Origin of the sequence: Streptomyces sp. NPDC005752 (assembly GCF_040630715.1) — a bacterium.
Lineage (GTDB): Bacteria > Actinomycetota > Actinomycetes > Streptomycetales > Streptomycetaceae > Streptomyces.
In genome coordinates, this window is sequence record NZ_JBEXYB010000003.1 from 201,136 (window position 1) to 225,395 (window position 24,260).

A 24,260-nucleotide genomic window follows, 5' to 3' on the forward strand; every position below is an offset into this window, starting at 1 on the left:
CGAGCGCCACGGCGGCCGGGCCACTGGGTTCAGAAGCGGATCAGTACGCCCCGCCGAGCGATTCCTTGGCGTTGGTCTCGTCGTAGGCGCGGTCGGTGATGATCACGTTCTCGGGGATCTCCTCGCCGCCGTAGAACTTGCTCGCGGTCGCGAAGGCGAGCGGCCCGAAGCGCGGGTTGGACTCGATGACGGCGTTGTACTCGCCGTTGACGAGGGCCTGGACGGCGTTGCGGGTGCCGTCGACCGAGACGATCTTGACGTCCTTGCCCGGCTTCTTGCCGGCGGCCTTCAGCGCGGTCACGGCGCCGAGTCCCATCTCGTCGTTCTCCGCGTAGACGGCGGTGATGTCGGGCTTGGACTGGATGAGCTGCTCCATGACCTGCTGGCCCTTGTCGCGGGCGAACTCGCCGGTCTGCTGGGCGACGATCTCGATACCGGGCGCCTCGGCCTTGATCTGGTCGACGAAGCCCTTGGTCCGGTCCGTGGTCACGTTGTTGCCGGAGGCGCCGAGGAGGATGGCCACCTTGCCCTTGCCGTCGGTCGCCTTGATCATGGCGTCGGCGGCCCGCTTGCCCTGCTCGACGAAGTCGGAGCCGAGGAAGGCCACGTAGTCCTTGCAGGCCGTGGAGTTGACCTTGCGGTCGATGGTGAGGACGGGCACCTTCTTCGCCGCCGCGGCCTTGAGTGCCGGCTCCAGGCCGTCGGAGTTCAGCGGCGCGATGATGAGGAACTGGGCACCCTGGGAGAGCATGTCCTGGATGTCGCTGATCTGCTTGGACAGCTGCGACTGCGCGTTGGTGGTGAGCAGCTTCTTGACGCCGATCTTGGCTGCCTCGTCCTTGATCGACTGGGTCTCGGCGATCCGGAACGGGTTGGCCTCCTTCTCCGACTGGGAGAAGCCGACCACCGCGTCCTTGAGGTCGATCTTGGGTGCGCCGTAGCTCTGGAGCGAACAGCCGGGACCCGAGGCGGCCTCGGGGGACTTGGCCTCCTGTGCTCCCTGGGTGCTGTCACCGCCCGCGTTGTCCGAGGTCTCCGACTTCGAGCAGCCGGACACGGCCAGCGTGGCGGTTGCGGCGAGCAGGCAGGCCGCGGCGAGGGTACGGGATCGACGCTGGGTCATCATGCGCGGGACGCTCCTTGGCGAGGTGACGGCACGCCGTGCGGCGTGCCGTCGGGCATGGCGGGACGGTGCGTCAGCCGCTCGTGGGCGGATGACGCGGTATCCCTCACGACCCCGCTTCGAACTGCGGAAACTGCGGTCGCGAGGGCTTGTGAGGCCTCTCGGCGGCTCGGTTTACAACGTTATATAGGCGAGGCGCCGCAGGCGGCAAGAGAGTTGTCGATGCGTTTCCAAAATGTGTCGCCCCGGGGTGCGGACCTCCACGGACCGGCCGCCGAGGAGCCGCCGCACCAGGTGTTGCGCCACCTCTGGACACCGGCTTGACCGCGTGCTGTCATACCGCCGACATCAGTTTTCCAACGTTGCAGACCAGTTGTCGCGCCTCCGGGTCCGGACGCGACGGCCACCTTCGCCATGCGCCGGCCTGCCCGGGCCGGTCACCCACCCTGTCCGGCAGAGCAGAAGCGGAGTCCCCCACGATGCCCCTGAACCGCAGACAACTCGTGACCGGTGCTCTGGCCACCGTCGCCGCGACCACCGCGGCCGGCCGCTGGGCCACCACGGCGACGGCCGCCGGGGGCGTGATGGCCGCCGCGCGCGGCGGCCACTACTCCCCCAACGCCGCCCCGCTGCACCCGACGGCATTCCTGAAGCTGCCGCCCGGGCGGGTCACCGCCAAGGGCTGGCTCGCGGGCCAGCTCCGGCTGCAGCTCGACGGTCTCTGCGGCCGTTACGAGGAGTTCTCGCACTTCCTCGGCTTCGAGGCCTCCGGCTGGGTCCGCCCCGACCGGGCAGGCTGGGAGGAAGTCCCCTACTGGCTGCGCGGATACACGGACCTGGCGATCGTCACCGGTGACGCGACGGCACTGACCACCGCACGCCGCTGGATCGACGCGGTCCTCACCACCCAGCAGTCCGACGGCTTCTTCGGCCCGAAGGCCCTGCGCACCTCGCTGAACGGCGGCCCCGACTTCTGGCCCTTCCTGCCCCTCATCCAGGCGCTGCGCTCCTGGCAGGAGTACGACGGGGACAACCGGATCATCCCGTTCCTCAGCAGGTTCTTCCGGTACATGAACGCGCAGGGCCCCGGCGCCTTCGACACCAGCTGGATCGCCCTGCGCTGGGGCGACGGCCTCGACAGCGTCTACTGGCTGTTCAACCGCACCGGCGACACCTTCCTGCTCGATCTCGCCGACAAGATCCACCGGTACGGCGCGGACTGGGGTGACAACCTCGTCAACCCGCACAACGTCAACATCGCGCAGGGCTTCCGTGAACCCGCCCAGTACGCACTGCGCAGCGGCTCGCGGCAGGACACCCGGGACACCTACGGGACATACGCCAAGGCCATGAACCTGTACGGGCAGTTCCCCGGCGGCGGCTTCGCCGGCGACGAGAACGCCCGCCCGGGCCACGGAGACCCCCGGCAGGGATTCGAGACCTGCGGGATCGTCGAGTTCATGGCCAGCCACCAGTTGCTGACCCGGATCACGGGCGACCCGCTCTGGGCGGACCGGTGCGAGGAGCTGGCCTTCAACTCGCTGCCCGCGTCGCTCGACCCGTCCGGCAGGGCGATCCACTACGTCACCAGCGCCAACAGCGTCGACCTGGACGACGTGCCCAAGCGGGACCGGCAGTTCCAGAACGCCTTCGCCATGCAGGCGTACCTGCCGGGGGTCGACCAGTACCGCTGCTGCCCGCACAACTACGGCATGGGCTGGCCGTACTTCGTCGAGGAGCTCTGGCTCGCCACCCCGGACGGCGGCCTGGCGGCGGCGATGTACGCCGCCAGCGAGGTCACCGCGAAGGTCGCCGACGGCACCGAGGTCACCTTCACGGAGGAGACCGACTACCCCTTCACGGACACGGTCACGCTCTCCCTCACGTCCCCGAAACCGCTGCGCTTCCCCCTGGTGCTGCGCGTACCCGCCTGGTGCGCCGAGCCGGACATCCGGGTCAACGGTCAGCGGGTCACAGCCCCGGCCGGCCCCGCCTTCACCCGCGTCGAGCGGACCTGGGCGGACGGCGACAAGGTCACCCTGCGCCTCCCCCAGCGGACCGCCGTGCGCACCTGGACGGACAACCACGGCTCGGTGAGCGTGGACCACGGGCCGCTGACCTACTCCCTGCGCATCGGGGAGTCGTACGAGCGCATCGGCGGCACCGAACAGTTCCCGGAGTACGCCGTCCACGCCACCACCCCGTGGAACTACGGTCTCGTCCTGGACGGGGCGCGGCCGGCGTACTCGCTGCGCCGCCGGTCCACCGGCCGTGCCCCCGGCGACAACCCGTTCACCCTGGACGGCACCCCGCTCGTCATGACCGCCCGGGCCCGCCGGATCCCCGAGTGGAGCGCCGACGACGAGCACGTGGTGGCGCCCCTCCAGCCGAGCCCCGCCCGCAGCACCGCCCCGGTCGAGGAGGTCACGCTCGTCCCGATGGGGGCGGCACGGCTGCGCATCACGTCCTTCCCGACCGCGAGCCCGGACGGGACACCCTGGCTGGCCGACGGCTGGTACCGGATCGCCAACCGCAACTCCGGCAAGGTGCTGGGCGTGGACCTCATGTCGACCGCGAACAGCGCCCATGTCGTCCAGTTCGGCGACACCGGGACCGCGGACCACCTGTGGCGGCTCGTGCCCAACGGCGACGGCTGGTACCGCATCCGCAACCAGCACTCCGGCAAGGTGCTCGGCGTGGACCTCATGTCCACCGCGAACAGCGCCCACGTCGTCCAGTTCGACGACAACGACACCGCCGACCACCTGTGGCAGCTCGTGCCGGACGGAGGCGGCTGGTACCGCATCCGCAACCGCAACTCGGACAAGGTGCTCGGCGTGGACCTGATGTCCACCGCCGACAGCGCCCACGTCGTGCAGTACGACGACAACGGAACCGCCGACCATCTCTGGCAACTGCTCCGGTGAGCAGCTGCTTCCGGTACCGCTCCCCGCACCGCTCCGGCGCGGGGAGTCCTTCCCTCCATCGAGGAGATCCGGGAATGAAGTCAGCACCCGCACCACGCCGTCGCACCTTATGGAGACGGTTGACCGCCGGCACCGGCCTGCTGGCCCTGCTCGCCACCGCGCTGGTGGGTGCGAGCACGGCGCCGGCAGCCGCGGCACCCGCGGCCTGGACGCCGAAGCCGGCGCCCATGACGACGCCCTGGACCAACCAGGTGTCCGTCGACAACCCTCTGCCCGAGTACCCGCGCCCCCAGCTGACCCGCCCCGACTGGGCGAACCTCAACGGCATCTGGGACTTCGCGGTGACCGGCCGGGACGCCGGGCAGCCCGCGGCGTTCTCCGAGCAGATCAGGGTTCCGTTCGTCGCGGAGTCCTCGCTCTCGGGCATCAAGCGCAGGATCACCCAGAACGACAAGCTCTGGTACAAGCGCACCTTCACCGTGCCGTCGAACTGGAACGGCCGCCGGGTCGTGCTCAACTTCGGGGCCTCCGACTGGCAGAGCACCGTCTGGGTCAACGGCACCCAGGTCGGCGCCCACAAGGGCGGATTCGACGCGTTCTCGTACGACATCACGCCGCAGCTGGGCGGCGGCACGAACACCGTCGTCGTCTCCGTGTACGACCCGACGCAGACCGGCGGCCAGGCCGTCGGGAAGCAGCGGATCAACGACGTGAACCCGCACCCGGGCGGAGGGATCTTCTACACCGCCGCCTCCGGCATCTGGCAGACGGTCTGGCTGGAACCCGTCGCGGCCTCGCACGTCACGCGGCTGGACATGACGCCCGACCTCGGCAACAGCAGGCTGCGGGTGAAGGTCCAGGCGGCTTCCGCCGGCGGCCGGACCGCGCGGGTGACCGTCTCCAGCGGCGGCACCGTCGTGGGTACGGCGACCGGGGCGCCGGGCACCGACGTCTCCGTACCCCTACCGAATCCCCGGCTGTGGAGTCCGGACGACCCGTTCCTGTACGACGTGCGCGCCGATCTGCTCGACGGTACGACGGTGGTCGACACGGTGGGCAGCTACGCGGGCATGCGGTCCATCGCCGTCGCGAAGGTCGACAACATCCTGCGCCCGGTCCTGAACGGGAAGTTCGTCTTCCAGACCGGCACGCTCGACCAGGGCTACTGGCCCGACGGCATCTACACGGCGCCCACCGACGCCGCTCTCCGGTCCGACCTCCAGGCGCACAAGGACCTCGGGTTCAACATGGTCCGCAAGCACATCAAGGTCGAACCGCAGCGCTGGTTCTACTGGGCGGACAAGCTGGGCCTTCTCGTCTGGCAGGACATGCCCGCGATGGACACCGGGAAGACGCCCGACGGCGCGGCGAGGACACAGTGGGAGGCCGAGTACCACGCGGTCATCGACCAGCACCGGAGCTCGCCGTCGGTGGTCATGTGGGTCAACCAGAACGAGGGGTGGGGCCAGTACGACCAGGCCAGGATCGCCGACGAGGTGAAGGCCTACGACCCGTCCCGGCTGGTGAACAACATGAGCGGGGTCAACTGCTGCGGCTCCGTGGACGGCGGCAACGGGGACGTGGTCGACAACCACGTCTACGTCGGCCCCGGCAACACCGCCCCCACCGCGACACGGGCCGCCGTCCTCGGCGAGTTCGGCGGACTGGGGTACAAGGTTCCGGGCCACGAGTGGTATCCGGGCGGCGGCTTCAGTTACGAGGACCAGGCGAGCCTCGGCGCACTGAACAACCGGTTCGTGGGGCTCCTGGACGCCATCCGCGTCGGCCAACTGCCGGCCGGGCTCTCGGCCTCCGTCTACACCGAGATCACGGACGTCGAGAACGAGGCGAACGGGCTGCTCACCTACGACCGCCAGGTGGTCAAGGTGGACACCGCACGGGTGAAGGCGGCGAACCAGGCCCTCATCCAGGCGTCCAGGACACCCGCCCCGCCCGTCAGCCTGCCCACCGGCCAGTACAAGTCGCTCCGGGTCACCACACCGGGGCACACGACCAAGTACCTGCGGCACTCGCAGGAACTCGCGTACACGGCGGTCGTCGACGGTGGCAGCAGCGCGCTGCTGAAGAACGACGCCACCTGGAAGGTCGTCACGGGCCTGGCGAACGGCAACTGCTATTCGTTCGAGTCCCGCAACTACCCCGGTGAGTACCTGCGTCACCGGGACTTCCGTGTCAGGCGCGACGCGAGCGACGGATCGGCGCTCTTCAAGGCCGACGCCACGTGGTGCGCGGTCGCGGGTCAGGGCGGGGTGCGGCTGTCGAGCGCCAATCTGCCCGGCAGCTACATGCGCCACATCGACTCGGAGGTGTGGCTGGCCACTCCCGGCGGCGGTCATGCCTGGGACGACGCGGCCACCTTCACCGAGGACACCACGTGGGCCGTGGACGGCCCCTGGGCTCCCTGAGGTGCCGCCCCGGGCCCGGAGCCGGCCTCGTAACGGCCGGCTCCGGGCTCGGCGGGCGTCATGCGTCGCCCATGACCAGCCCCTCGATGGTGTGTTTCTGGACGATGGGGGTCAGTTCCTCCACCACCGGGCAGAGCAGATGGGCCCGGACCCGCCCGGGCAGGGAAGCCCAGTACGAACGGGTCACCTCCATGGCGTGCTGCGCGTCGTTGCCCGCGCCCGGCGCGTCGACACCCAGCACCAGGACCGGCCGGGAGTCGGGCGAGTCGTTGGCCGTGCCCCGGTGGACGGTCAGGGCGGAGCGGGCCGAGATGTCGCCGCGCCGCGGAAACTTGCGCTCGGCGAGCCCCGCGTAGCGCGGATAGGTGTCGCGCGGCGGGAACATCGCGTGGCCGAAGCGGGTGTCGTCGTCCCACTGGGTGCCCGGTGCGATCTCGAACGGTCCCATGTCCTCGCGCGTGTCCACGGCGGTGAGGTTGAAGGCGAGAGACGTCAGCCGGCGCCGGTGCCGGGTGGCGTCCGGCATGGGGAAGTCCCGGTGCCAGGGCTGGTTCACCGCACCCGCGAGAGGGACGTCGAAGCCCAGCTCGACGATGCGGTAGTCGGGCCCCAGGACGGCCTCGCACACTCCCCGGACCCAGGGATGGTCCACGAGCTCCACGAAGCCCCGCATCTGCTCGGGGTGTATCTCCACGTAGTACCGGTGGGGTCCTCTGCCGACCGCTCCGCCCTCCCGGCCGAGCGCTTCGGCGAAGGCCTTCTCGATGTCCTCACGCATCGCGTCCGCCCACTGCGGGCTGAAGGCGCCCCGGAGCGCGGTGATTCCGGCCGTGTACAGGTCCTGGGCGGCCGTGTCGGGGTGCGGGTCGAGGGCGGCCTCGGGCATGGCGGTGGTCCCTTCATCGACAGACGGGGCAGCAGGCGCGCGGCAGGTGGGTGTCCCACCTCCGCAGCCCTGCCGACGCACCTATGTTGCAACGTTGCAAGCAACGTGGCAATAGGTAGCACGCCCCGCGGTACGACAGGGCTGTTACGGTGCACAGCGCAGGGTCAGGTCCGCCGGACGTGCCCGTGTTCAGAGGGACAGGAGCTCACCGACCGTGGCAGCGAGACTCAAGGACGTCGCGGCGCTCGCCGGCGTGTCCGTCCGGACCGTCTCCAACGTCGTGAGCAACGCCGCGGCCGTCGCCCCCTCCACACGCGCCCGGGTGATGGCGGCCGTGGAGGAGCTGGGATACCGCCCCAACCTCGCCGCCCGCAACCTCCGGCAGGGACGTACGGGCCTCATCGGGGTGGTCGTGCCCGAGATCCACTCCCCCTACTTCGGTGCGTTGACGGGTCTCCTGATCGACGCGGCGCAGGAACGCGGTTGGACGGTGCTCCTGGAGCGGACCGGAGGGCGTGCGGACCTGGAGCGGCGGCTCCTCGACGGGTCCGGGGGACATCAGGTGGACGGGATGATCGTCAGCCCGTGGTCGACGTCCCCTTCCGAGCTGGCCTCGCTCGCGGGCGGCCTGCCTCTCGTCGTCCTGGGTGAGCTGGAACCTGACGGGGCCATCGACCACGTGGCCCTGGACAACGTGGGGGCCGCGCGGGACGCGGCTCGTCATCTCGTCGCCACGGGCCGCAGGCGTATCGCGGTGATCGGCCTGCAGTCCGGCCTGGGGCACGGCACGGCGGAACTGCGCGCCGAGGGCTTCCGGCAGGGCCTGCGGGAAGCCGGCCTGAGTCCGGTGGCCGAGGTGGAGGTGGAAGATCTGCACCGGGCGGAGGGGGCACGGGCTCTGCGTGAACTGCTGGTGGTGCCCGGATCCGTCGACGCCGTCTTCTGCTTCAGCGACGAACTCGCCCTCGGCGCACTGCGCGTGGCGACCGAGCAGGGCGTGCGGGTGCCGGAGGATCTGGCGCTGATGGGGTTCGACGACATCGAGGACGGCCGCTTCGCCACTCCGTCCCTCACCACGATCGCCCCGGACCGCCAGCAGATCGCGGAGCGTGCCGTGCAGTGCCTCACCGAACGCGTCCTGGGCCGGCTCGAGGCACTGCCCGGCCGCCGCGTCGTGGTCCCGCACCGTGTGCTGGCCCGGGAGAGCACCGGGGGCGCGGTCGCCCCGGTGTGAGGGCCGGCGCGCGTTTCGCGAGGGGTCAGCCGTACCGGCGGAGGAGCGCGTGGAGGTAGTCCTCCAGCCGGCTCGTGAGCAGGGCCGTCGTCAGGTGGGTGTGTCCCAGCTCGCGCCAGGGCCGGGCGACCTTCTCGACGTTCGAGAAGGCCAGGGCATCCAGGACCCGCCAGTACAGATGAGCCGAAGGATCACTGCTCAGGACGCCTCCGGCGGCCACGTACAGCTCGGCGAGCCGCATCGCTTCCTCCGGGCCGTGCAGGAGAGCCAGGGCCGTGGAGCAGTGCGCCACGTCGAGGTCCGCCGGCCCCCAGGACGTCTCGACCCAGTCGACGACCCCGGTGATCCGTGTGTCGGCGCCGTGTCCGCTGAAGAGCACGTTGCCGGGGTGGAAGTCGCGGTGCAGGAAGCAGGCCCGGTGGTCCGGCGGATCACGGCGGATGACGTCGACGGCACGCTGCCACAGGTGCAACCGTTCCGTCGCTCCGGGCGGGCTCACACGCTCCGGTGAGGTCCAGGGCTCGTAGGCACGCGGCCGGGCGTCGGCCGGGACGCTCACCCGGTGGATGCCGACGAGTTGGCGCGCCAGGAGCTCCGTCCGCAGTCCCGCGTCCTGCTCGCCCAGGCGCACTGTGCCGGGCAGCAGCGTCATCAGCAACGACGGGTGGTCGCAGTACCGCGCGGTCGCGTCCACGGCCCGGAACCCGGCCACCGGCACATCACTCCGCGCGAGGAGCCGCAGGACGTCCGCCTCCCGCGTGAGGAGGGCCTCCGCGTGGCGGACGAAGAAGGGTTCGACGAAGGACCGCAGCACGAACCACCGTGGAGCGCCCGGTCCGCCGACGCGCAGGCGGCGCATCTCGGAGGTCCATCCGCCACGCAGCCGTTCGGCCGCGTCCACGGGCCGGCCGTCACCCACCTGCTCCTCGGCCCACATGCGCGTGCGGGACCAGCCCCGGTCGTCGACGCCGGGCTCCACGAAGGCAACGTGTTCGTCCATGCCCACAACCTATCGGCGACCGCAGTCCGGGGCGGGTCCGCGGGAGATGGGGGAGGTGACCGGACAGCGCGGAGCTCCCGGCAGCGTGGCGCGTGCGCACACTGCCGGGAGCGGCCCTGCGGAGTGCTCCCTACGGCTGGTCGCCGTCGTGGAGTGCGGTCACCTCCTGATCGGTGAGCGCCTTGTCGTACACCTTCACCTGGTCGACGGAACCGTTCCAGAAGTCGACGTCGTTCCCGGACCACTTGGCGCGGCCGACGGACAGCGAGCCGGTGCTGACGTCGGCGCTTCCGGCCGCCGCGGTGGAGGCCAGCTCGCCGTCGACGTACAGCTTGATCTCGTCACCGCTGCGTACGCCGACCAGGTGGTACCACTGCCCGAGTTCGGGCTTCATCTCCGCCCGGGCCCGGTGGGCACCCGGGGTGGAGAAGGCGAACCCGCCCTGCCCGTACTGGAGGTAGAACGGGTTCTCCTGGCGTCGGCCGTCCTGGCTGACGACGGTGGCGTAGTTGCCCGGCAGCGCGTCGAGCGACGCCCAGGCCGACACGGTGTAGTCGCCGGTGGTGTCGACGACCGGGCCGTCCGTCTCGGCGTACTGGCCCGCACCGTCGAACTTCAGTGCCGAACCCTGGACTCCGGGCGCCCAGGACGTGCCCTCGGAGAGGGTGAGGTCCTTGGCGTTCGGGCCGCTGTCGGCGGCCTCGGTGCCCTGGTTCTCGTCGAGGGACCAGGAAGCGCCCCCCTTGATCTCGTCCCGCTCGCCTGCGGCGGCACCGGCCGCGATGACCTCCTGGTTGATCTTCCGCACCTTGGCGGCGTCGACCTTGATCTCGCGGCGGTCGTACGTCCAGAGCCCGTTGAGCTCGTTCTCCAGGTCGGTCACCTGGGTGTAGATGGAACCGGAGAGTTCGGCGCCGGCCGCCTCGAGGTAGTACCTGCGGGTGTTGTCGACGTACTTGGCGGTCAGGGCGTCCTTGTCGGCGACACCGCTGTAGATCGCGGTGGGGGCACCGGGCCACATGCGGCCGGGGATCCGCAGGGTGAAGCCGCCGTGCTCACCGTCGATCGCCGCCCGCGTCTCGTCGGGGAAGGCCGGATCGGTGTTGTTGTAGTCGTGGTGGTCGATGATGTCGCCCTTGCCGGAGTCACCCTTGCTGTTGCAGCAGTTGACACCGCTGTGGGCGCTGACGACACGCGAGGGGTCGGCCGCCTGGACCTTCTCGGTGATCTTGCCGGTCTCGGTGCGGTCCCACTCGCCCCAGCCCTCGTTGAAGACGATCCAGGCGCCGATCGAGGGGTAGTTGTGCATCTGCTCCATCATCTCGGCACCCTGGTCGAGGAAGGCCTTCTGGCCCTTCTCGCCGGTGATGTTGCCGGAGACGAAGTCCTGCCACACCAGGAGACCCAGCTGGTCGGCGTGGTAGTACCAGCGGGCGGGCTCCACCTTGATGTGCTTGCGGACGGAGTTGAAGCCGAGGTCCTTCTGCGCCTTCAGGTCGAAGACCAGGGCCGCGTCACTGGGCGCGGTGTTCAGGCCGTCGGGGTAGAAGCCCTGGTCGAGCTGGGCGAGGGAGAAGAAGGGCTTCCCGTTGAGCACCAGCTTCTGGTAGCCGCCGACCTCGGCGACGCCGAAGGAGCGCATGCCGAAGTAGCTGTCGACGGTGTCCTTGGAGCGGCCGTCCTTGAGGGTGACCTCGAGGTCGTACAGATACGGGTCGTCCGGCGTCCACAGGTGCTGCTTGGCGACCGGCAGGCTCAGCTCGCTGTTGGCAGGGCCGGTGACGGTGCCGACGACCTTGCCCTTCTTGTCGCGGGCCACGGCGGTGACACGGGCGGACTTCGAGGCTTCCTCGGAGTTGACCGTCAGGGCGAGCCGGCCCTTGTCGATGTCCGGCGTCGTCTTCAGGGAGTCGACGGCGGCCGGAGCGACGGGCTCCATCCAGACGGTCTGCCAGATGCCGGAGGACGCGGTGTAGAAGATGCCGCTGGGGTTGGCGGACTGCTTGCCCGTGGGCTGGTCGGCGCCCGTGGTGTCGGTGACCGCGACCACGATCTCCTGAGGGCCGCTGCCCTTGAGTGCGTCGGTGATGTCGGCGCTGAAGGCGGTGTATCCGCCGGTGTGCTCGGCGACCTGCTTGCCGTTGACCCAGACCCGTGCCTGGTAGTCGACGGCGCCGAAGTTGAGCTTCAGCCGGTCGTCACTGCTCCGCTTGCCGACCGACCACTTCTTGGGCACCGTGACGAGCTTGCGGTAGAACATGTGGTCTTCGTGGCGCTCGAGTCCGGAGAGCTGCGACTCGACGGGGTACGGCACGGTGATGCGCTCGTCCAGCGACTTGCCGAAGACCGGCTGCTCCCCGGCGGTGGCTCCCGCGAACTCCCACGGTCCGTTGAGGTTCTTCCAGTCGTCACGCACCTGCTGCGGGCGGGGGTACTCGGGGAGCGGGTTCTTGTGGTCGGCCTTCTCGCCCCACGGCGTCAGCAGCCGGTGGGTGGAGAGGTTCTTCGCCCTGCGGCTGATCTCGGGGACGGACTCGCCGCCGTTCTTCAGGCCGCCCTCACCGTCGTAGACGAACTTGACCTGCTGGCCCTTCTGGACGGCTGCGCCCAGGGTCACGACGAGCGCCTTGCGGTTGCCGGGAGCCCTGGTGACGGACTTCACGGGCATCGGCGTGGTGTCCGCCTCGACGGCGAGGTGGTTCTTCACGTCCTCGACGCCGGCGACCTCGTGGTCGAACGCCGCCTGCAGCTTCAGCCCGTTCTCGGCGACGCTGAGCCCGACCGGGTAGACCTCGAAGTCGGCCGGCGGGGTGAAGGCGGACTCGGGAACGATCTGCTTGGCGAGCTTCGCGCTCGACCAGCGCAGGAACATGTTCGCCCCGCCGGTGTCCTGGAACATCTCCAGCCGGAACGTGTGCTGCTCACCGGCCTTCAGCGTGACCGGAGCACTGGTCTGCTCCTTGTCCCAGTCCGGCTCCCAGTGGTCGATGACGGCCTTGTCGTCGATGAAGAGCCGGAAGCCGTTGTCGCCGATGGCGGAGAACGTGTAGTCGCCGTCCTCCGGAGCCTCGATCTGCCCCGTCCAGCGGGCGGTGGTGTGCTCGGTCTTTCCGGTGGCCGACTCGAAGGCGCCGGTCAGCCCCGGGAAGTTGATGTCCGGGTCGAGCGCGGTGGCGCCGAGCTTCGCGAAGTCACGAGCGCCCGGGGCGGACATCGCGAAGTACTCGCCCTTGAGGCCGTGCACCTCGGTGGAGGGGTTCTCCGCCGTCACCGCGGAGGCGGTGGAGGCGCCCGCAGCGGGGGCCGCGGCAGCGGCCGGGACCAGGGTGGCCCCCAGCGGGAGCAGCAGTGCCGCCGTACAGGCGAGCGTTCTGAAAATCGTACGCGGGCGGGCTGGTTGTCGTATCAAGGCGTCGTCCTCGTCGAAGAAGCCGGAGTGCTCCGAACCGCGAAGCACTGCACATAGTCGAACATTGAGCCACAGCCCCCAACACCTGACAACGGTCGTGCACGCAGAATTTTCAACGATAGAAAATTGGTCCCCTCCTGGCCCGTGGCTTCGGGCAGGCGAGACCCGGCAGGCGGCATGACGCCGCCCACCGGGTCTCAACGCAGGGCCAGTTGCTCCGCTACTGCGGGAGATCCGCAGGTCCCGTGGCCCAGGAGGTGTTCGGCCGGTCGGCGAGCCGGTAGGTCAGCGACCCCCCTCGGGTGACCAGCCGGGCGTCCGTCCAGGACCTGTCCGTCTCCCGTCCGTCCACCCGCAACCCGTCGATGTACGGATGTGTCGCATCGGCCTGCGGGGCGCTGATGCGGATGTCTCCGCCCTGCGGCCGGTCCAGCACCGCGGACGGGAAGAGCGGCGCCCCGAGCAGCATGGTGGCGCTGCCGGGCGTCTGGGGGTAGATGCCCAGGGCCGAGAAGACGTACCAGGCCGACATCGTGCCGAGGTCGTCGTTGCCGGGCAGGCCGCGCGGGCCGGTCCCGTAGACCGTGTCGACGATCTCACGCACGGTCTCCTGGGTCTTCCACGGCTGCCCCAGCGCGTTGTAGAGCCAAGGGGCGTGGATTCCGGGCTCGTTGGTGGGGTCGTAGCGCAGCGCGTCGCCGCCCCTGACCGACCAGGAGCCGTCCGCCTTGTGGAAGAAGGCGTCCAGCCGCTCCGCCGCGGTCTCGCGTCCGCCCATGGCCTCCGCCAGACCCTGCACGTCCTGGGGGACCATCCAGGTGTACGTGGCGCTGGTGCCCTGGGCGAAGCCCTTGTCACTGCCGGGGCTGAAGGGGGTCACCCACGAGCCGTCGAGGTTGCGTGCCTGGATGTATCCCGTCGTCCCGGCGCCGTCACCGGCTTGGGGGTTGAAGACGTTGCGCCACCACAGGCCGCGCTCCTCGAAGGCGTCGGCCTCCTCGTCACGTCCGAGGAGGCGGGCCCATCGGCCCAGCGCGTGGTCGGCGACCGCGTCCTCCAGGGTCTCGGCGGCGCCGCCCCAGCAGTGGCAGACGTCCTGGGGTGCGTAGTGGGACTCCAGGTACTGCGCCAGGTTGGGCCGCTGGCCGGTGCACTGGCCGGGGCATCCGGCGTCCGAGAGGCCGTCGGGGTGGGGCACCGTGGCCTGGCGCGCCAGGGACTCGTAGGCGCCCTCGTAGTCGAAGTTGCGTACGCCCATGGCGTAGAACGTGGCGAGGGTGGCGGCCGTGGGATCGCCCGTCATCACGTGCGTGGCACCGTTGACGTGCACCCAGCGGTCCCAGACGCCGCCGTTCTGCCGGGCGAAGTTGTAGAGCGACTGGGCGAAGTCCCCGGCGATCCTCGGTTTGAGGAGGGCCAGGAGCTGGATCTGGGCGCGGTACTGGTCCCAGCCTGAGAAGTTGCTGTACTGGGCCTTCTGTCCGCGCGTTACGCGGTGCGGCTTCCCGTCCGTGCCGGGGTAGCGGCCGTCGGTGTCGCTGATCAGGTTCGGCTGCATCAGCGAGTGGTACAGCGCGGTGTAGAAGGAGGTGCGCTGCGCGTCGCTGCCGCCACCGGTGCGCACGGAGGAGAGCTCCCGGTCCCAGGCGGCGGACCCCGCCCGGGCGACGTCGTCGACGCTCGCCCTCGGGGTGATCTCCTCGCGGAGGTTGGCCTCGGCGCCGGCCTGGCTGACGTAGGAGATCCCGATCCGCATACGGACGTCGTCGTCGGCCGTGGTGTCGAAGCCGACCCAGCCGCCGGAACCCCGTCCCGCGCGGTCGGCTCCGGTGGCGTATCCCTCGCCGCCGCTCGCGCTCGTCGCGCCCGGAGAGAGGGTGCCGTCCTTCCACGTGCCGGTCGAGGAGAAGGCTCGGTCGAAGGACGCGCTGAAGTAGAGCCGGTAGTAACTCTTGCGGTTGTTGGTCCCGCCGTTGGCACGCCGGCCGCAGAACGCACCGGTGAGCACGGAGCCGGTCACCTTTCGGTGCGCGGTGTCGATCTCGACCTCGGCGTCCTCGCTGCCGTTGAGGGAGTTGGACACCCGGAAGAGCAGGTTGGCGGGCTTGCCCGCCGGGAAGCTGAAGTCGGCCACGCCCGCACGCTCGCTCACCGCGAGGTCGGCGGTGGCGCCGGAGTCCAGTCCGACGGTGTAGCGGCCCGGCACGGCACGCTCGTTGTCGTGGGAGAAGCCGGACGCGTAGACGGCGTCCTTCGTATCGGCGGACGGCGAGGAGGTGACATCGCCGACGAACGGCATGACCGGTACATCACCCGCGGCGCCCGGGTTGCATCCGGCACCGTTGACGTGGGTGAGGCTCAGGCCGCGCATGCGGGTGACCCCGTACTCGTAACCGTTGGCCGCCCCGGTGCTCGTCTGGTCGCCCGTGGTGCTCGTCGGCGACCAGGCGATCATGCCGTACGGGCGGACCGCTCCGGGATAGGTGTTGCCACCGTTCGCTGTGCCGATCATGGGGTCCACATGGGCGGTGGGACGCGTGACGAGCGCCTCGGCCTGGGCGGCCGGCGGCATGACGGCGCCGGCGAGCGCGCCGGTGAGGACGATCGCGGCGGAGCGCGCGGCGAGGCGCCGGGCCGCGGACGGTCTGGAGGGCATGTTCTCGGATACCTCCGACAGGAATGGACAACGTTGTCAACTTCGCTCGGACCACGTGGCGGACAGCGTTGATCGGTGCGGCCGAGCGTAGATCCCCACGGGCTGCGAGGGAATGCCACGGACGGATCCGGCCGGTGAACGAGTCGTGAACGGGTGTACCGGCCCGAGGGCCCGAGCACGACGTGCGCCGCAGGGATTCGCCAGGCCAGTGGCCCCGACAGCACGACAGTTGCCTGGTGACACACCGAGCCGCAGCACGGCATCCGCCGCCTCACCGGCCGCGATTGGGTGACGGGCACATGGCTGCGGATGCGGCGGTCGGTCGTACACGCGCCCCATCACCCGCGAGCAGGCCCGGGCCGCACCCGGTGAAGGTGTGCGGCCTGCGTCCATCGCCGTCCGGACACCGCGCTCGGCGTGCTGTGACTGGCCAGGAACCGCACGCTGGACAGATGAGCGCGCCAATCGTCATCCATCGCCCCTCCCCCACCGGCGGCCGACGGGTCACCATCCGCGGGCAGATCGCCGGACTTGCCCACGACGATCACGACGTCGTCGAGTTCCTTCGGCGGGCCGGGCTCCCGGACGCCGAGCAACTGCTCGACCAACCCGAGTGGGTGGAGTGGCGGGGCGGGCGGGCGCATCAGTACGCGGCGGCGTAGCAAAAGACGGCATGTCGCACGAGTGAGTCGACTTCTACAGTTGGATGACCGGCGTGAATATGACCGTAGCCGCGCACAAGAGCCGCGACGTCGGGGACCGTATCGGCTGGGACGTGAGCGAGGGGTGGGGCATGACGGTTGCCGCTCTCGTCGCCGGTTATTCGCCTTGGCTGCAGGGCAGCGTTGCCTACGAGGCCCTGTTCTCGTATAGCTACGGCCAGGTGGCGTGTAGCGCTGAGTGACTACACGGGGCTGCGGTCACACTGCTGAAGGACGGCGAAGTCGGCGTGTGCCGTCTGGAGTGCCTCCGGATACACCTGGGTCTTCTCGTGCTCGGCGAGCGCCCGGTAGATACTCGCGACCGAGGGGTTCTGTCCCTTGCGCTTGCCGGTGGGGATGATCAGGTCGGGCTGGATCTGCTCGACGGACTCGCCGAGCGCCTTGCGCCGCAGCACGGTGTGCAGCATGTCGTCGGTGATGACCGGGGGCCGGCCGCCGTACTTGCCCTTGCGGGCCGCGGTCTCCAGCCCTTCCAAGGTTGATTCGCGGAGGTTCTCCCGCTCCGTCTCCGCCATCGCGGCGAAGAAGCCGAACAGCAGCTTGCCGGGGCCGGTGGGGCCGCGCTCGGCAGACTGGGATCGACGGCCGCGGGCACCGCCTTGCCGGGCCGCCAGGGCTGCCCCGGCCCTCGGTTGGCCGGAGTCGGCACCCGCAGCTCTTTCGCCAGCTTCGGCACTTTGGTGAAGCGGCCGGTGTGGTAGGGCCTGTTGCGAAAGTGGCGCGGTCACCCGAAGGGCGGCCACGCGGCAGGCACCGCTTCGTATCAGGCTCCGGAGGACCGCTGTCCCTGGGAGCCGTGGGCCGCGAGCGGAAGACTGCGCAGCGACAGTGCGCTCGGCGCTGGCAGCGCTCCGTGGGCCGTCTCGGCGCGGAACGACTGGAGCAAGTACGCCACCAGACGCCGGGACGCGGCACGGTCATCCGGCAATGCGGTGACCAGACCGCAGTGGGACAACAGGGCCACGGCAAAGTCGGAGGGGTGGAAGTCGGCCCGCAGCACGCCCGCCGCCTGAGCCCTGCGGACCAGGGTCATGAAGTCCCGCTCGGCCTGTTCCCGTACCCGCGCGTGTTCTCGCGTGCTGTCCGGAAAGGCCGCGACGAACGCGGCCGGGAAGCCCCGTTCCTCCCGTTGTAGTTCGCAGACCGTCTCGACCAGTCGCTGGAAGCCCTGCCACGGATCGGGGTCGGCCAGCGCCTCGGTGAGCGCCCGAGCGCAGGTGTCCATCTGGTGCGCGAACGCGGCCCGCACCAGTGCGTCCCGCGTCGGGAAACGCCGGTACAGCGTCGCCACGCCGACCCCCGCCCGCCGGGCCACGGTCGCCATGGGCGCGTCGATGCCGTGCTCGGCGAAGACCACGCGGGCAGCCGAAAGGATGCGCCGCCGGTTGCGCCGGGCGTCCGCCCGCAGACTGTCCTGCCTCGCGATCCGAGAGGATTCCCCCACCGCTGTCTCTCACCTCCGGTCAAATGGACGATCTCGTCCGCTTGCCAGCCTACGCTCGGCGCCACGATCCCCCGCACGGCCACTGGTGGCGAAGGTGAGAACGCAACGATGGACGACCGCACGATGAAAGCCGTACTGTTCGACCGCTTCGGCGGCCCCGAGGTGCTGTATGTGGGCCGGGTGCCACGTCCCGGACCGGCACCCGGCGAGATCCTCGTGCGCGTGCGCGCGTTCAGCGTGAACGGCGGCGAACTGGCGGCCCGTTCCGGTCGGGCCCGCCTCATCACCGGCCGGAAGTTCCCGCAGCGCATCGGGCTGGACTTCACTGGCGAGATCGCCGCACTCGGCACCGGCGCGACCGGCGTAGCGGTCGGCGACCAGGTGTGGGGCGTCCTGGGCCGCAGCTCCGGATTCGGCAGCGCCGCCGAGTACGTGACGGTACGGCCCGAGCGGCTCGGCCGGGTCCCGGACGGACTGGACCTCGTAGCCGCTGCCGCGCTGCCGGTGGCCACCACGGCCGTCACGGCCCTCCGCGACAAGGCCGCACTGCGCCCCGGCGAACGGCTGCTTGTACGGGGCGCGGCGGGCGGCGTCGGCAACGCCGCCGTCCAGCTGGGACAGGCGTACGGTGCCGAGGTCACGGCCCTGGCCCGCGCTGCCAACCTCGACTTCGTCCGTACGCTCGGTGCCCACCACGCCGTCGACCACCGGACCGTGTCCCCTGCGGAACTGGGGCTGTTCGACGTGGTCCTCGACACGGCGGGCACCGACCTGCGTACCGTACGGCGGATGCTGAAGCCGGGCGGACGCATGGTCACCATCGCCTTCGACCTGACGCGGCCCGCCGCCTCGCTGGGCTACATCGCGGCCAGCGCCGTCCACGGACGCGGCCGGGTGCGCTTCTTCAGCGGCAACCCCGAACGTGCGCTCTTCGACGACCTCGCCCGCCAGGTGACAGAGGGGAAGCTGCGGCCGGCGGTGGACACGGTCTTCCCGCTGGAAGAGACAGCGGCCGCACACCGGGCGCTGGAGGCGGGAGGGGTGCAGGGCAAGTACGTGGTCAGGGTCGACTAGGGTTTGTTGCGAAAGTGCTGGTCAAAGCCACTCGTTGATGGCTGCGACCAGCACTGTCGCCTCGTAGCGCACGGCCAACTTGTCGTATCTCGTGGCCACCGCTCGGTGCCGTTTCAGTCGGTTGATCCCGCACTCCACCGCGTGGCGTTCCTTGTAGTCCTCCTTGTCGAAGGCCGGTGACCGTCCGCCTCGGGAGCCGAGCTTCTTGCGGTTGCGGACCTGGTCGGCCTTCTCCGGGATGGTGCATGCGATCCGGCGTTTGCGCAGGTAGGAGCGGTTCGCGCGAGAGCCGTAGGCTTTGTCGGCACGAACTCTGGACGGTTTGGTGCGCGGTCGTCCGGGACCGGTGCGGGGGACGCGGATGCGTTCGAGGACAGGCTGGAACTGCGGACTGTCGTGCCGGTGCCCGGCAGTGATCAGCAGCGACAGCGGCTTCTGCCCCTGCTCGGTCGCGAGGTGGATCTTCGTGGTCAGGCCACCTCGGGAGCATCCGAGGCCATGGTCGTCCGGCTCGCCGTCGATCCCGCCGGGCGGCTCGCGCTGCAGATCCCCTTTTTAGGCGCGCCGGCAGCGTGCTGATGGGCACGGCAGACAGTCGAATCCACGCTCACATCCCAGGTGATCAGCCCCTGCGCGTCAGCCCGGACCTGCAGTTGCTCCAGGATCCGCTTCCAGGTGCCGTCGCGCTGCCACCGGCGGAACAGGTCGTAGACACGGTCCCACGGACCGTATCGCTCGGGGACGTCCCGCCATGGGGTACCCGCTCGGGTGCGCCACCGTATCCCGTCGATCAGCTGCCGACGCGTCCACGTCCGCGGCCTGCCCGCCTTCTTCCCCATCGGCAGCAACGGCTCCAGCTGAGCCCACTGCTGGTCTGTCAGATCCCCTCGCGCCACACCATGATCATCGCAATTCAAGATCCACTTTCGCAACAGACCCTAGTTCCCGACCCCTCCCGCACGACCGAGACCGGCCCCAATCCTTCGATCGGGGCCGGTCTCGGTGCGTCAACCGGCGACGGTGGTCAGGTTGCCGGGCACGTAGGATCCACCCTGGTTGTTGAGGATGACGCCGAGCCGGTTGGTCGCGTTGATCATGGCGACGAGGGAGACGAGAGCGATAGCCTGCTCCTCGTCGTAGTGCTTGCGCACCTGGGCCCAGGTCTCGTCAGTGACCCCTACATGTCCGTCGATGATGCGGGTGCCCTCCTCGGTGAGGGCCAGCGCGGCCCGCTCGGCGTCGGTGAACACGGTGGAGTGCCGCCAGGTGGCGACGAGGCTGAGCCGGGCCGCGTCCTCGCCGGCCGCGGCGGCGTCCTTGCTGTGGATGTCGACGCAGAAGCCGCACCCGTTGATCTGGCTGGCTCGCAGCTGCACCAACTCCTGGGTGGATTTGGGCAGCGGCGACTGCTGGATGACCTGGCTGACGGCGTAGATCCGCTTCCCGACCTTCGTGCCGAGCTCGGTGTCGAACAGGTTCATACGGGTTTCCATCGGGGCTTCCTCACTCGCGGAATCGTGTGGCTGATGCCCATGAGGCGCCGGGGGCCGCGCTCCTGTGACACGGGGCGGATGTGATGTGGGCCACAGGGCGCGGCTGTCACAGAACTGGGGTTAGCGGCGTCCTGTGTACGACACGCACCACACGTAGCGCGACAGAAGTCGGGAGCTGACGATGGCGGACCGGGATGCCGGTACCGATGCGGGGGCGGCCACGACCACGGCCACGGATACCTTCGTCGCCCACCGCAATCTGCTGTTCACGGTGGCCTACGAGATGCTGGGCTCGGCGGCCGACGCGGAGGACGTCCTCCAGGAGACGTGGCTGCGCTGGTCGGGCGTCGAGCACACCGCAATCCGCGACCCACGCGCCTTCCTGGTCCGCATCACCACCCGCCAGTCCCTGACCCGCCTTCGCACACTCCGCCGCCGCAAGGAGTCCTACGTCGGCCCGTGGCTTCCCGAGCCGCTGCTTATCGCGCCCGACGTGGCCGAGGACGTCGAGCTCGCGGACAGCGTCTCCATGGCGATGCTCCTCGTGCTGGAGACCCTCACGCCGACCGAGCGTGCCGTGTTCGTGCTGCGGGACGTCTTCGACCTGGACTATGACGAGATCGCGCAGGCCGTCGACAAGACCCCGCCCGCCGTCCGCCAGATCGCGCACCGCGCCCGCACCCACGTCACCGCGCGCCGCCCTTGCGAGACGGTCTCCCCGTCCCAGATCCGCGACGCGCTCGTGGCCTTCCAGCAAGCGGTGGAAACAGGTGACTTGACCCGGCTCCTCAACATGATCGCCCCAGACGTCGTCCTCCTGACGGACGGCGGCGGAGTCGTCCGGGCCGCCGTGGAACCGGTGGTGGGCGTGGCCGACGTGACCGAGGTCCTGGCCAGGCTCAGCGGCGCCCTGCTGCAACCGGCCCTGGTGAACGGCCACCCGGCCCTGATCATCCGCCGCGACGGCCGGATCGACACGATCGTGGCCCTCCGCCTGGACGCTGGCCTCATCACCGGCCTCTACGCCGTCCGCAATCCAGAGAAGCTGTCACGCATGAACCGCGAGACGGCGATGGGCCGCTGACGCCGGGACCGCCCCCTGGGCCGGCGCCGCAACGGGCAACGGGCGTGTCACCGCGGAATCGGAGGTCCGGTGCGGTCCGTTGGTACGCGCATGGGAACAGCATCAGCCCGTCCGCGTCGGCCTGCAGCGCGGTCAGGATCCGCTTCCACATGCCATCCCGCTGCCAGTGACGGAACAGGTCGTACAGCCGGGCCACGGACCGTACCGCTTGGGCACGTCCCGCCACGGCACACCCGCCTGCGTCCGGAAACCGTATCCCGTTGATGAGGTCCTATAACTACCAGCCGCCCAGGAAGTGATGGCCTCCGGGCCAGCCTTACCTGTCGGCAAACGATCGTTTGCCGACAGAGGACCGGGGCGTCCAATGAACCCGTGCAATCAGGGGGTCCGGGGCGGCGCGAAACCAATCAGATCCGATGGCGATTGCTGACAGGGTTTGACGACAGATAGGGTCCGATCCTTCGTACGGAAGGGGCCCCCGAGTGGCGAACCTGGTCTACAAGCGCGGCTCGACCGACCGGCAGTCGACGGCCCGGCAGAACCTCGTTCTGGAGGAGGCCGGGATCGAGGAACCGGTCGTCTTCGAGGAGGACCCGGGCACTTCCAGTCGCCTCCACCCCCTCCAGCGGCCGAAGTATGGCGAGCTGCTGGCATACGCGCGGCCGGGCGACATCGTGCACATCTCCGAGATGTTCCGCCTAGTGCGCGGCACCGGGCATATCCTCGACGTGCTCGATGTCCTGCACCAGGGCCGCCTCGCCCTGCGTATCCACGACGGCGCGTTCTCCGCGATGGACCTCACCGCCCGCCACCCTCGCACCGGCGAGCTGCTGTCCACCGTCGGTGGAGTTCAGTAACTCCACCAGGGTGTCGGTGATCTCCCGCTGCCGCTGGTAGAGCAGCGCTGTGAGCAGGACGTGCCGTACGGGATCGTCGAAACGCCGCAGGTGGCTCGGGGAGGCGGCCGACGCTCTCGCCCGCCAGGCGTTGATGACCTGCACGCCGATGCCGGTGAACACGCTGGCCGGGACGCCTACGGCGCCGACCTGCTTGAGCTTCTTGACCTCGTCCAGGAGCGAGTTGAGGCTGACGTTGCCCGGATGGGACTTGATGTCGGAGAGCACCGACTCCATATCGTCTTCGTCCTGCTCACCCTCGCCCTCGTTGTCCACGGTCTCGGCACCGGTATCGGTATCCTGCTCGCTGTCCCCGGTCGGATCGGTGAAGACCAACGCGTATAGCCGGCGGGGACAGTCCTCTTTCCGGGCGAGGCGTGTGGCGACCTCGGCAACGGCCCGCTCGTCGGCCTGGTGCAGCGCGGACCGGATGATCGCGTCGACCTGGGCAGCGGTCGGCGGCTCGACCAGGTCCACTCGCATCTGCCGCAGCAGTTCGGCGCGTACCTGTTCCTCGCGGCGCTCGTCGTGCCAGATCACGTCCACCAGCTGCGAGATGAGCTTGACCTGGTCGGTCAGGCTGCACTCGTGCCACCCGGTCAGATCCCGCAGCTCGCTGCGGTGCCGCTTCGCGGCGCGGGAGGTGAAGTCATAGAACCCCAGCTCGGACGCGGCGACGCCCACCTGCTTGGCGACATGCTCGACCGCATCGGGCGGCAGCTCCAGACGCATCTTGGGAAACCTGCCGCGCCAGGTCAAAAACTTGAGCTGAACGGCGAAGCCGAGCCTCGTGGCCCCGGTCTTGTTCCGTAACCAGCCCGCCTCGTCGCCGGACAGAGTGAAGTGGTCCACCACCCCGTCCAGACCCAGATCCCGCCCCACTGACAGCCCTTCCTCACGCCCCGTGATCAGCATTCGGGCTGGACGGTAGGGGCGCTGGCGTACGGCGGGCGCGGGTATCGGCGAAGCGCCCGGGAGGGACGGGGTGACCTGGTACAGCTACCGGCTTTGCCGCAGGGACGGCGTCCACGTCGCCGGTGCAGACGAAAACCGGCGCGGCCTGACCGTGCTGTTCTGGTCGAACGTCAACCCGTACGGGACGTTCCGGCTCGGACAAGCGGCTCGACCTGGTGCCCGTGGCAGCTCCCCGACCCTGATAATTCGGTGCAGCTGACACGGCACGCGCGAGGCGATAAGCGCCCTGAGTGTCAGACGACCTGTCGGGGGCGGGCGGTGCAGAGGCGTTCCCAGAGGCCGACCAGATGCGCATGGAGGACTTCCTCGGCTTCCTCTGCGGTCAAGTGGCCTATGAGCACATGGGTGGTGAGGCCGTCGGTGAGGGCGAGCAGGGTGCGAGCCTCGACCTGCGGGTTGGGCGGTGCAGTGCCTTCGTCGGCCGGGCCGTTCTCAGTGGCCTCCGCGATGAGGCGGGCGAGGAGGTTCTGGAGGGCCGCGTAGCTGCTTCTCAGCGGGCCGGCGAGTGGCTCGTTGACGGTGGCCTGGGCGACGAATGCGAGCCAGATCCGTGCTTCGGCGCGGTGTTCTTCGCGGAGCAAGGCGATCTCGTTGGTCGCGTGGCCCAGGGCGGTGGCGGCCGACTGGGCCGGGCTTGCGGCCAGGCGTGCCCTCACGCGTTCGGTGATGCGGTCGCCGACGTGGTCGACGGCGAACAGGAGCATCTCCTCCTTGCTGCGGAAGCAGCGCTGAACGGCGCCCAGGGAGACCTGCGCGCGGGCGGCGACGTCGCGCATGCTCACTCCCTCCGGTCCGTGTTCGTCGGCGAGGAGGCAGACGGCCTCGGCGATCCGGCGGCGTCGGCTTTCGTAGTCCACCTGCTTGGGCATGCTCGGTCAGCCTCCTTATTCCGATACGATCGTATCGCTTCC

General features: G+C 69.8%; 17 protein-coding genes and 2 pseudogenes. 8 read left to right on the forward strand and 11 right to left on the reverse strand.

The window, feature by feature from the left end:
- Positions 1 to 40: 40 nt before the first annotated feature.
- Entirely contained in the window at positions 41 to 1,126 is a 1,086-nt protein-coding gene (locus tag ABZ441_RS04045) for an ABC transporter substrate-binding protein (RefSeq protein WP_358968024.1), read from the reverse strand.
- Positions 1,127 to 1,602: 476 nt separating this feature from the next.
- Here ABZ441_RS04045 and ABZ441_RS04050 point away from each other — a divergent pair, with 476 nt between their 5' ends.
- Entirely contained in the window at positions 1,603 to 4,050 is a 2,448-nt protein-coding gene (locus ABZ441_RS04050) for a beta-L-arabinofuranosidase domain-containing protein (protein ID WP_358968027.1), read from the forward strand.
- A 74-nt stretch (positions 4,051 to 4,124) separates the two neighbouring features.
- Positions 4,125 to 6,476, forward strand: a complete 2,352-nt coding sequence (locus ABZ441_RS04055) for an AbfB domain-containing protein (RefSeq protein ID WP_358968030.1) — start codon at positions 4,125 to 4,127, stop codon at positions 6,474 to 6,476.
- Between the two features lie 58 nt (positions 6,477 to 6,534).
- Here the strand turns inward: ABZ441_RS04055 and ABZ441_RS04060 are convergent, their stop codons facing one another.
- A complete protein-coding gene (locus ABZ441_RS04060; RefSeq protein WP_358968033.1) occupies positions 6,535 to 7,362 on the reverse strand; it encodes a phytanoyl-CoA dioxygenase family protein in 828 nt (275 codons plus the stop codon).
- Between the two features lie 214 nt (positions 7,363 to 7,576).
- Here ABZ441_RS04060 and ABZ441_RS04065 point away from each other — a divergent pair, with 214 nt between their 5' ends.
- Complete coding sequence (locus tag ABZ441_RS04065) at positions 7,577 to 8,596, forward strand: LacI family DNA-binding transcriptional regulator (RefSeq protein ID WP_358968036.1); 1,020 nt, start codon at positions 7,577 to 7,579, stop codon at positions 8,594 to 8,596.
- Between the two features lie 25 nt (positions 8,597 to 8,621).
- Here ABZ441_RS04065 and ABZ441_RS04070 read toward each other — a convergent pair whose 3' ends face one another.
- The 3 genes from ABZ441_RS04070 to ABZ441_RS04080 all read right to left on the reverse strand — a co-directional run bounded on the left by ABZ441_RS04070 (position 8,622) and on the right by ABZ441_RS04080 (position 15,661).
- Positions 8,622 to 9,596, reverse strand: a complete 975-nt coding sequence (locus tag ABZ441_RS04070; RefSeq protein ID WP_358968039.1) for a phosphotransferase — start codon at positions 9,594 to 9,596, stop codon at positions 8,622 to 8,624.
- 130 nt (positions 9,597 to 9,726) lie between these two features.
- Complete coding sequence (locus tag ABZ441_RS04075) at positions 9,727 to 13,053, reverse strand: LamG-like jellyroll fold domain-containing protein (protein WP_358968041.1); 3,327 nt, start codon at positions 13,051 to 13,053, stop codon at positions 9,727 to 9,729.
- Positions 13,054 to 13,225: 172 nt separating this feature from the next.
- Entirely contained in the window at positions 13,226 to 15,661 is a 2,436-nt protein-coding gene (locus ABZ441_RS04080) for a GH92 family glycosyl hydrolase (protein ID WP_358968044.1), read from the reverse strand.
- Positions 15,662 to 16,113: 452 nt separating this feature from the next.
- On the opposite strand from ABZ441_RS04080, the gene ABZ441_RS04085 reads away from it, so the two are divergent.
- Together ABZ441_RS04085 and ABZ441_RS04090 are read left to right on the forward strand one after the other, a co-directional pair.
- Positions 16,114 to 16,323: a hypothetical protein gene (locus ABZ441_RS04085; RefSeq protein WP_358968046.1), complete on the forward strand. Its 210-nt coding sequence runs from the start codon at positions 16,114 to 16,116 to the stop codon at positions 16,321 to 16,323.
- 44 nt (positions 16,324 to 16,367) lie between these two features.
- Positions 16,368 to 16,565: a hypothetical protein gene (locus ABZ441_RS04090; protein ID WP_358968049.1), complete on the forward strand. Its 198-nt coding sequence runs from the start codon at positions 16,368 to 16,370 to the stop codon at positions 16,563 to 16,565.
- Here the strand turns inward: ABZ441_RS04090 and ABZ441_RS04095 are convergent, their stop codons facing one another.
- Complete coding sequence (locus ABZ441_RS04095; RefSeq protein ID WP_358968051.1) at positions 16,566 to 16,898, reverse strand: hypothetical protein; 333 nt, start codon at positions 16,896 to 16,898, stop codon at positions 16,566 to 16,568. It abuts the gene before it with no gap.
- A 248-nt stretch (positions 16,899 to 17,146) separates the two neighbouring features.
- A complete protein-coding gene (locus ABZ441_RS04100) occupies positions 17,147 to 17,827 on the reverse strand; it encodes a helix-turn-helix domain-containing protein (protein WP_358968053.1) in 681 nt (226 codons plus the stop codon).
- A gap of 108 nt (positions 17,828 to 17,935) precedes the next feature.
- Between ABZ441_RS04100 and ABZ441_RS04105 the strand changes: the two genes are divergently transcribed.
- Complete coding sequence (locus tag ABZ441_RS04105) at positions 17,936 to 18,901, forward strand: NAD(P)-dependent alcohol dehydrogenase (protein ID WP_358968056.1); 966 nt, start codon at positions 17,936 to 17,938, stop codon at positions 18,899 to 18,901.
- Positions 18,902 to 18,922: 21 nt separating this feature from the next.
- Here the strand turns inward: ABZ441_RS04105 and ABZ441_RS04110 are convergent.
- Both ABZ441_RS04110 and ABZ441_RS04115 read right to left on the reverse strand, forming a co-directional pair.
- Positions 18,923 to 19,797, reverse strand: a protein-coding gene (locus ABZ441_RS04110; RefSeq protein WP_358968057.1) for an IS5 family transposase whose coding sequence is annotated in 2 segments (ribosomal slippage) — positions 18,923 to 19,407 and positions 19,407 to 19,797 — 876 coding nt in all. Because the reading frame shifts where the segments join, the coding sequence is not laid out codon by codon here.
- A 111-nt stretch (positions 19,798 to 19,908) separates the two neighbouring features.
- Complete coding sequence (locus tag ABZ441_RS04115; RefSeq protein ID WP_358968060.1) at positions 19,909 to 20,394, reverse strand: carboxymuconolactone decarboxylase family protein; 486 nt, start codon at positions 20,392 to 20,394, stop codon at positions 19,909 to 19,911.
- A 181-nt stretch (positions 20,395 to 20,575) separates the two neighbouring features.
- Here ABZ441_RS04115 and ABZ441_RS04120 point away from each other — a divergent pair, with 181 nt between their 5' ends.
- A complete protein-coding gene (locus ABZ441_RS04120; RefSeq protein WP_358968063.1) occupies positions 20,576 to 21,478 on the forward strand; it encodes an RNA polymerase sigma-70 factor in 903 nt (300 codons plus the stop codon).
- Positions 21,479 to 21,960: 482 nt separating this feature from the next.
- Positions 21,961 to 22,320 (forward strand): annotated as a pseudogene (locus ABZ441_RS04125) (recombinase family protein); the annotation flags it as partial.
- Positions 22,321 to 22,809: 489 nt separating this feature from the next.
- On the opposite strand, the pseudogene ABZ441_RS04130 reads toward ABZ441_RS04125, so the two are convergent.
- A pseudogene (locus tag ABZ441_RS04130) lies at positions 22,810 to 23,289 on the reverse strand (DUF4158 domain-containing protein); the annotation flags it as partial.
- A 293-nt stretch (positions 23,290 to 23,582) separates the two neighbouring features.
- Positions 23,583 to 24,218 carry a TetR family transcriptional regulator C-terminal domain-containing protein gene (locus ABZ441_RS04135; protein WP_358968066.1) on the reverse strand — a complete coding sequence of 212 codons (636 nt, stop codon included), beginning with the start codon at positions 24,216 to 24,218 and terminating at the stop codon, positions 23,583 to 23,585.
- Positions 24,219 to 24,260: the final 42 nt, after the last annotated feature.

Coding starts and splice junctions, on each gene's coding strand:
- ABZ441_RS04045 (WP_358968024.1), bottom strand. CDS start 1,126: ATGATGACCCAGCGTCGATCCCGTACCCTCGCCGCGGCCTGCCTGCTC.
- ABZ441_RS04050 (WP_358968027.1), top strand. CDS start 1,603: ATGCCCCTGAACCGCAGACAACTCGTGACCGGTGCTCTGGCCACCGTC.
- ABZ441_RS04055 (WP_358968030.1), top strand. CDS start 4,125: ATGAAGTCAGCACCCGCACCACGCCGTCGCACCTTATGGAGACGGTTG.
- ABZ441_RS04060 (WP_358968033.1), bottom strand. CDS start 7,362: ATGCCCGAGGCCGCCCTCGACCCGCACCCCGACACGGCCGCCCAGGAC.
- ABZ441_RS04070 (WP_358968039.1), bottom strand. CDS start 9,596: ATGGACGAACACGTTGCCTTCGTGGAGCCCGGCGTCGACGACCGGGGC.
- ABZ441_RS04080 (WP_358968044.1), bottom strand. CDS start 15,661: ATGCCCTCCAGACCGTCCGCGGCCCGGCGCCTCGCCGCGCGCTCCGCC.
- ABZ441_RS04085 (WP_358968046.1), top strand. CDS start 16,114: ATGAGCGCGCCAATCGTCATCCATCGCCCCTCCCCCACCGGCGGCCGA.
- ABZ441_RS04090 (WP_358968049.1), top strand. CDS start 16,368: ATGACCGGCGTGAATATGACCGTAGCCGCGCACAAGAGCCGCGACGTC.
- ABZ441_RS04095 (WP_358968051.1), bottom strand. CDS start 16,898: ATGGCGGAGACGGAGCGGGAGAACCTCCGCGAATCAACCTTGGAAGGG.
- ABZ441_RS04105 (WP_358968056.1), top strand. CDS start 17,936: ATGGACGACCGCACGATGAAAGCCGTACTGTTCGACCGCTTCGGCGGC.
- ABZ441_RS04115 (WP_358968060.1), bottom strand. CDS start 20,394: ATGGAAACCCGTATGAACCTGTTCGACACCGAGCTCGGCACGAAGGTC.
- ABZ441_RS04120 (WP_358968063.1), top strand. CDS start 20,576: ATGGCGGACCGGGATGCCGGTACCGATGCGGGGGCGGCCACGACCACG.
- ABZ441_RS04135 (WP_358968066.1), bottom strand. CDS start 24,218: ATGCCCAAGCAGGTGGACTACGAAAGCCGACGCCGCCGGATCGCCGAG.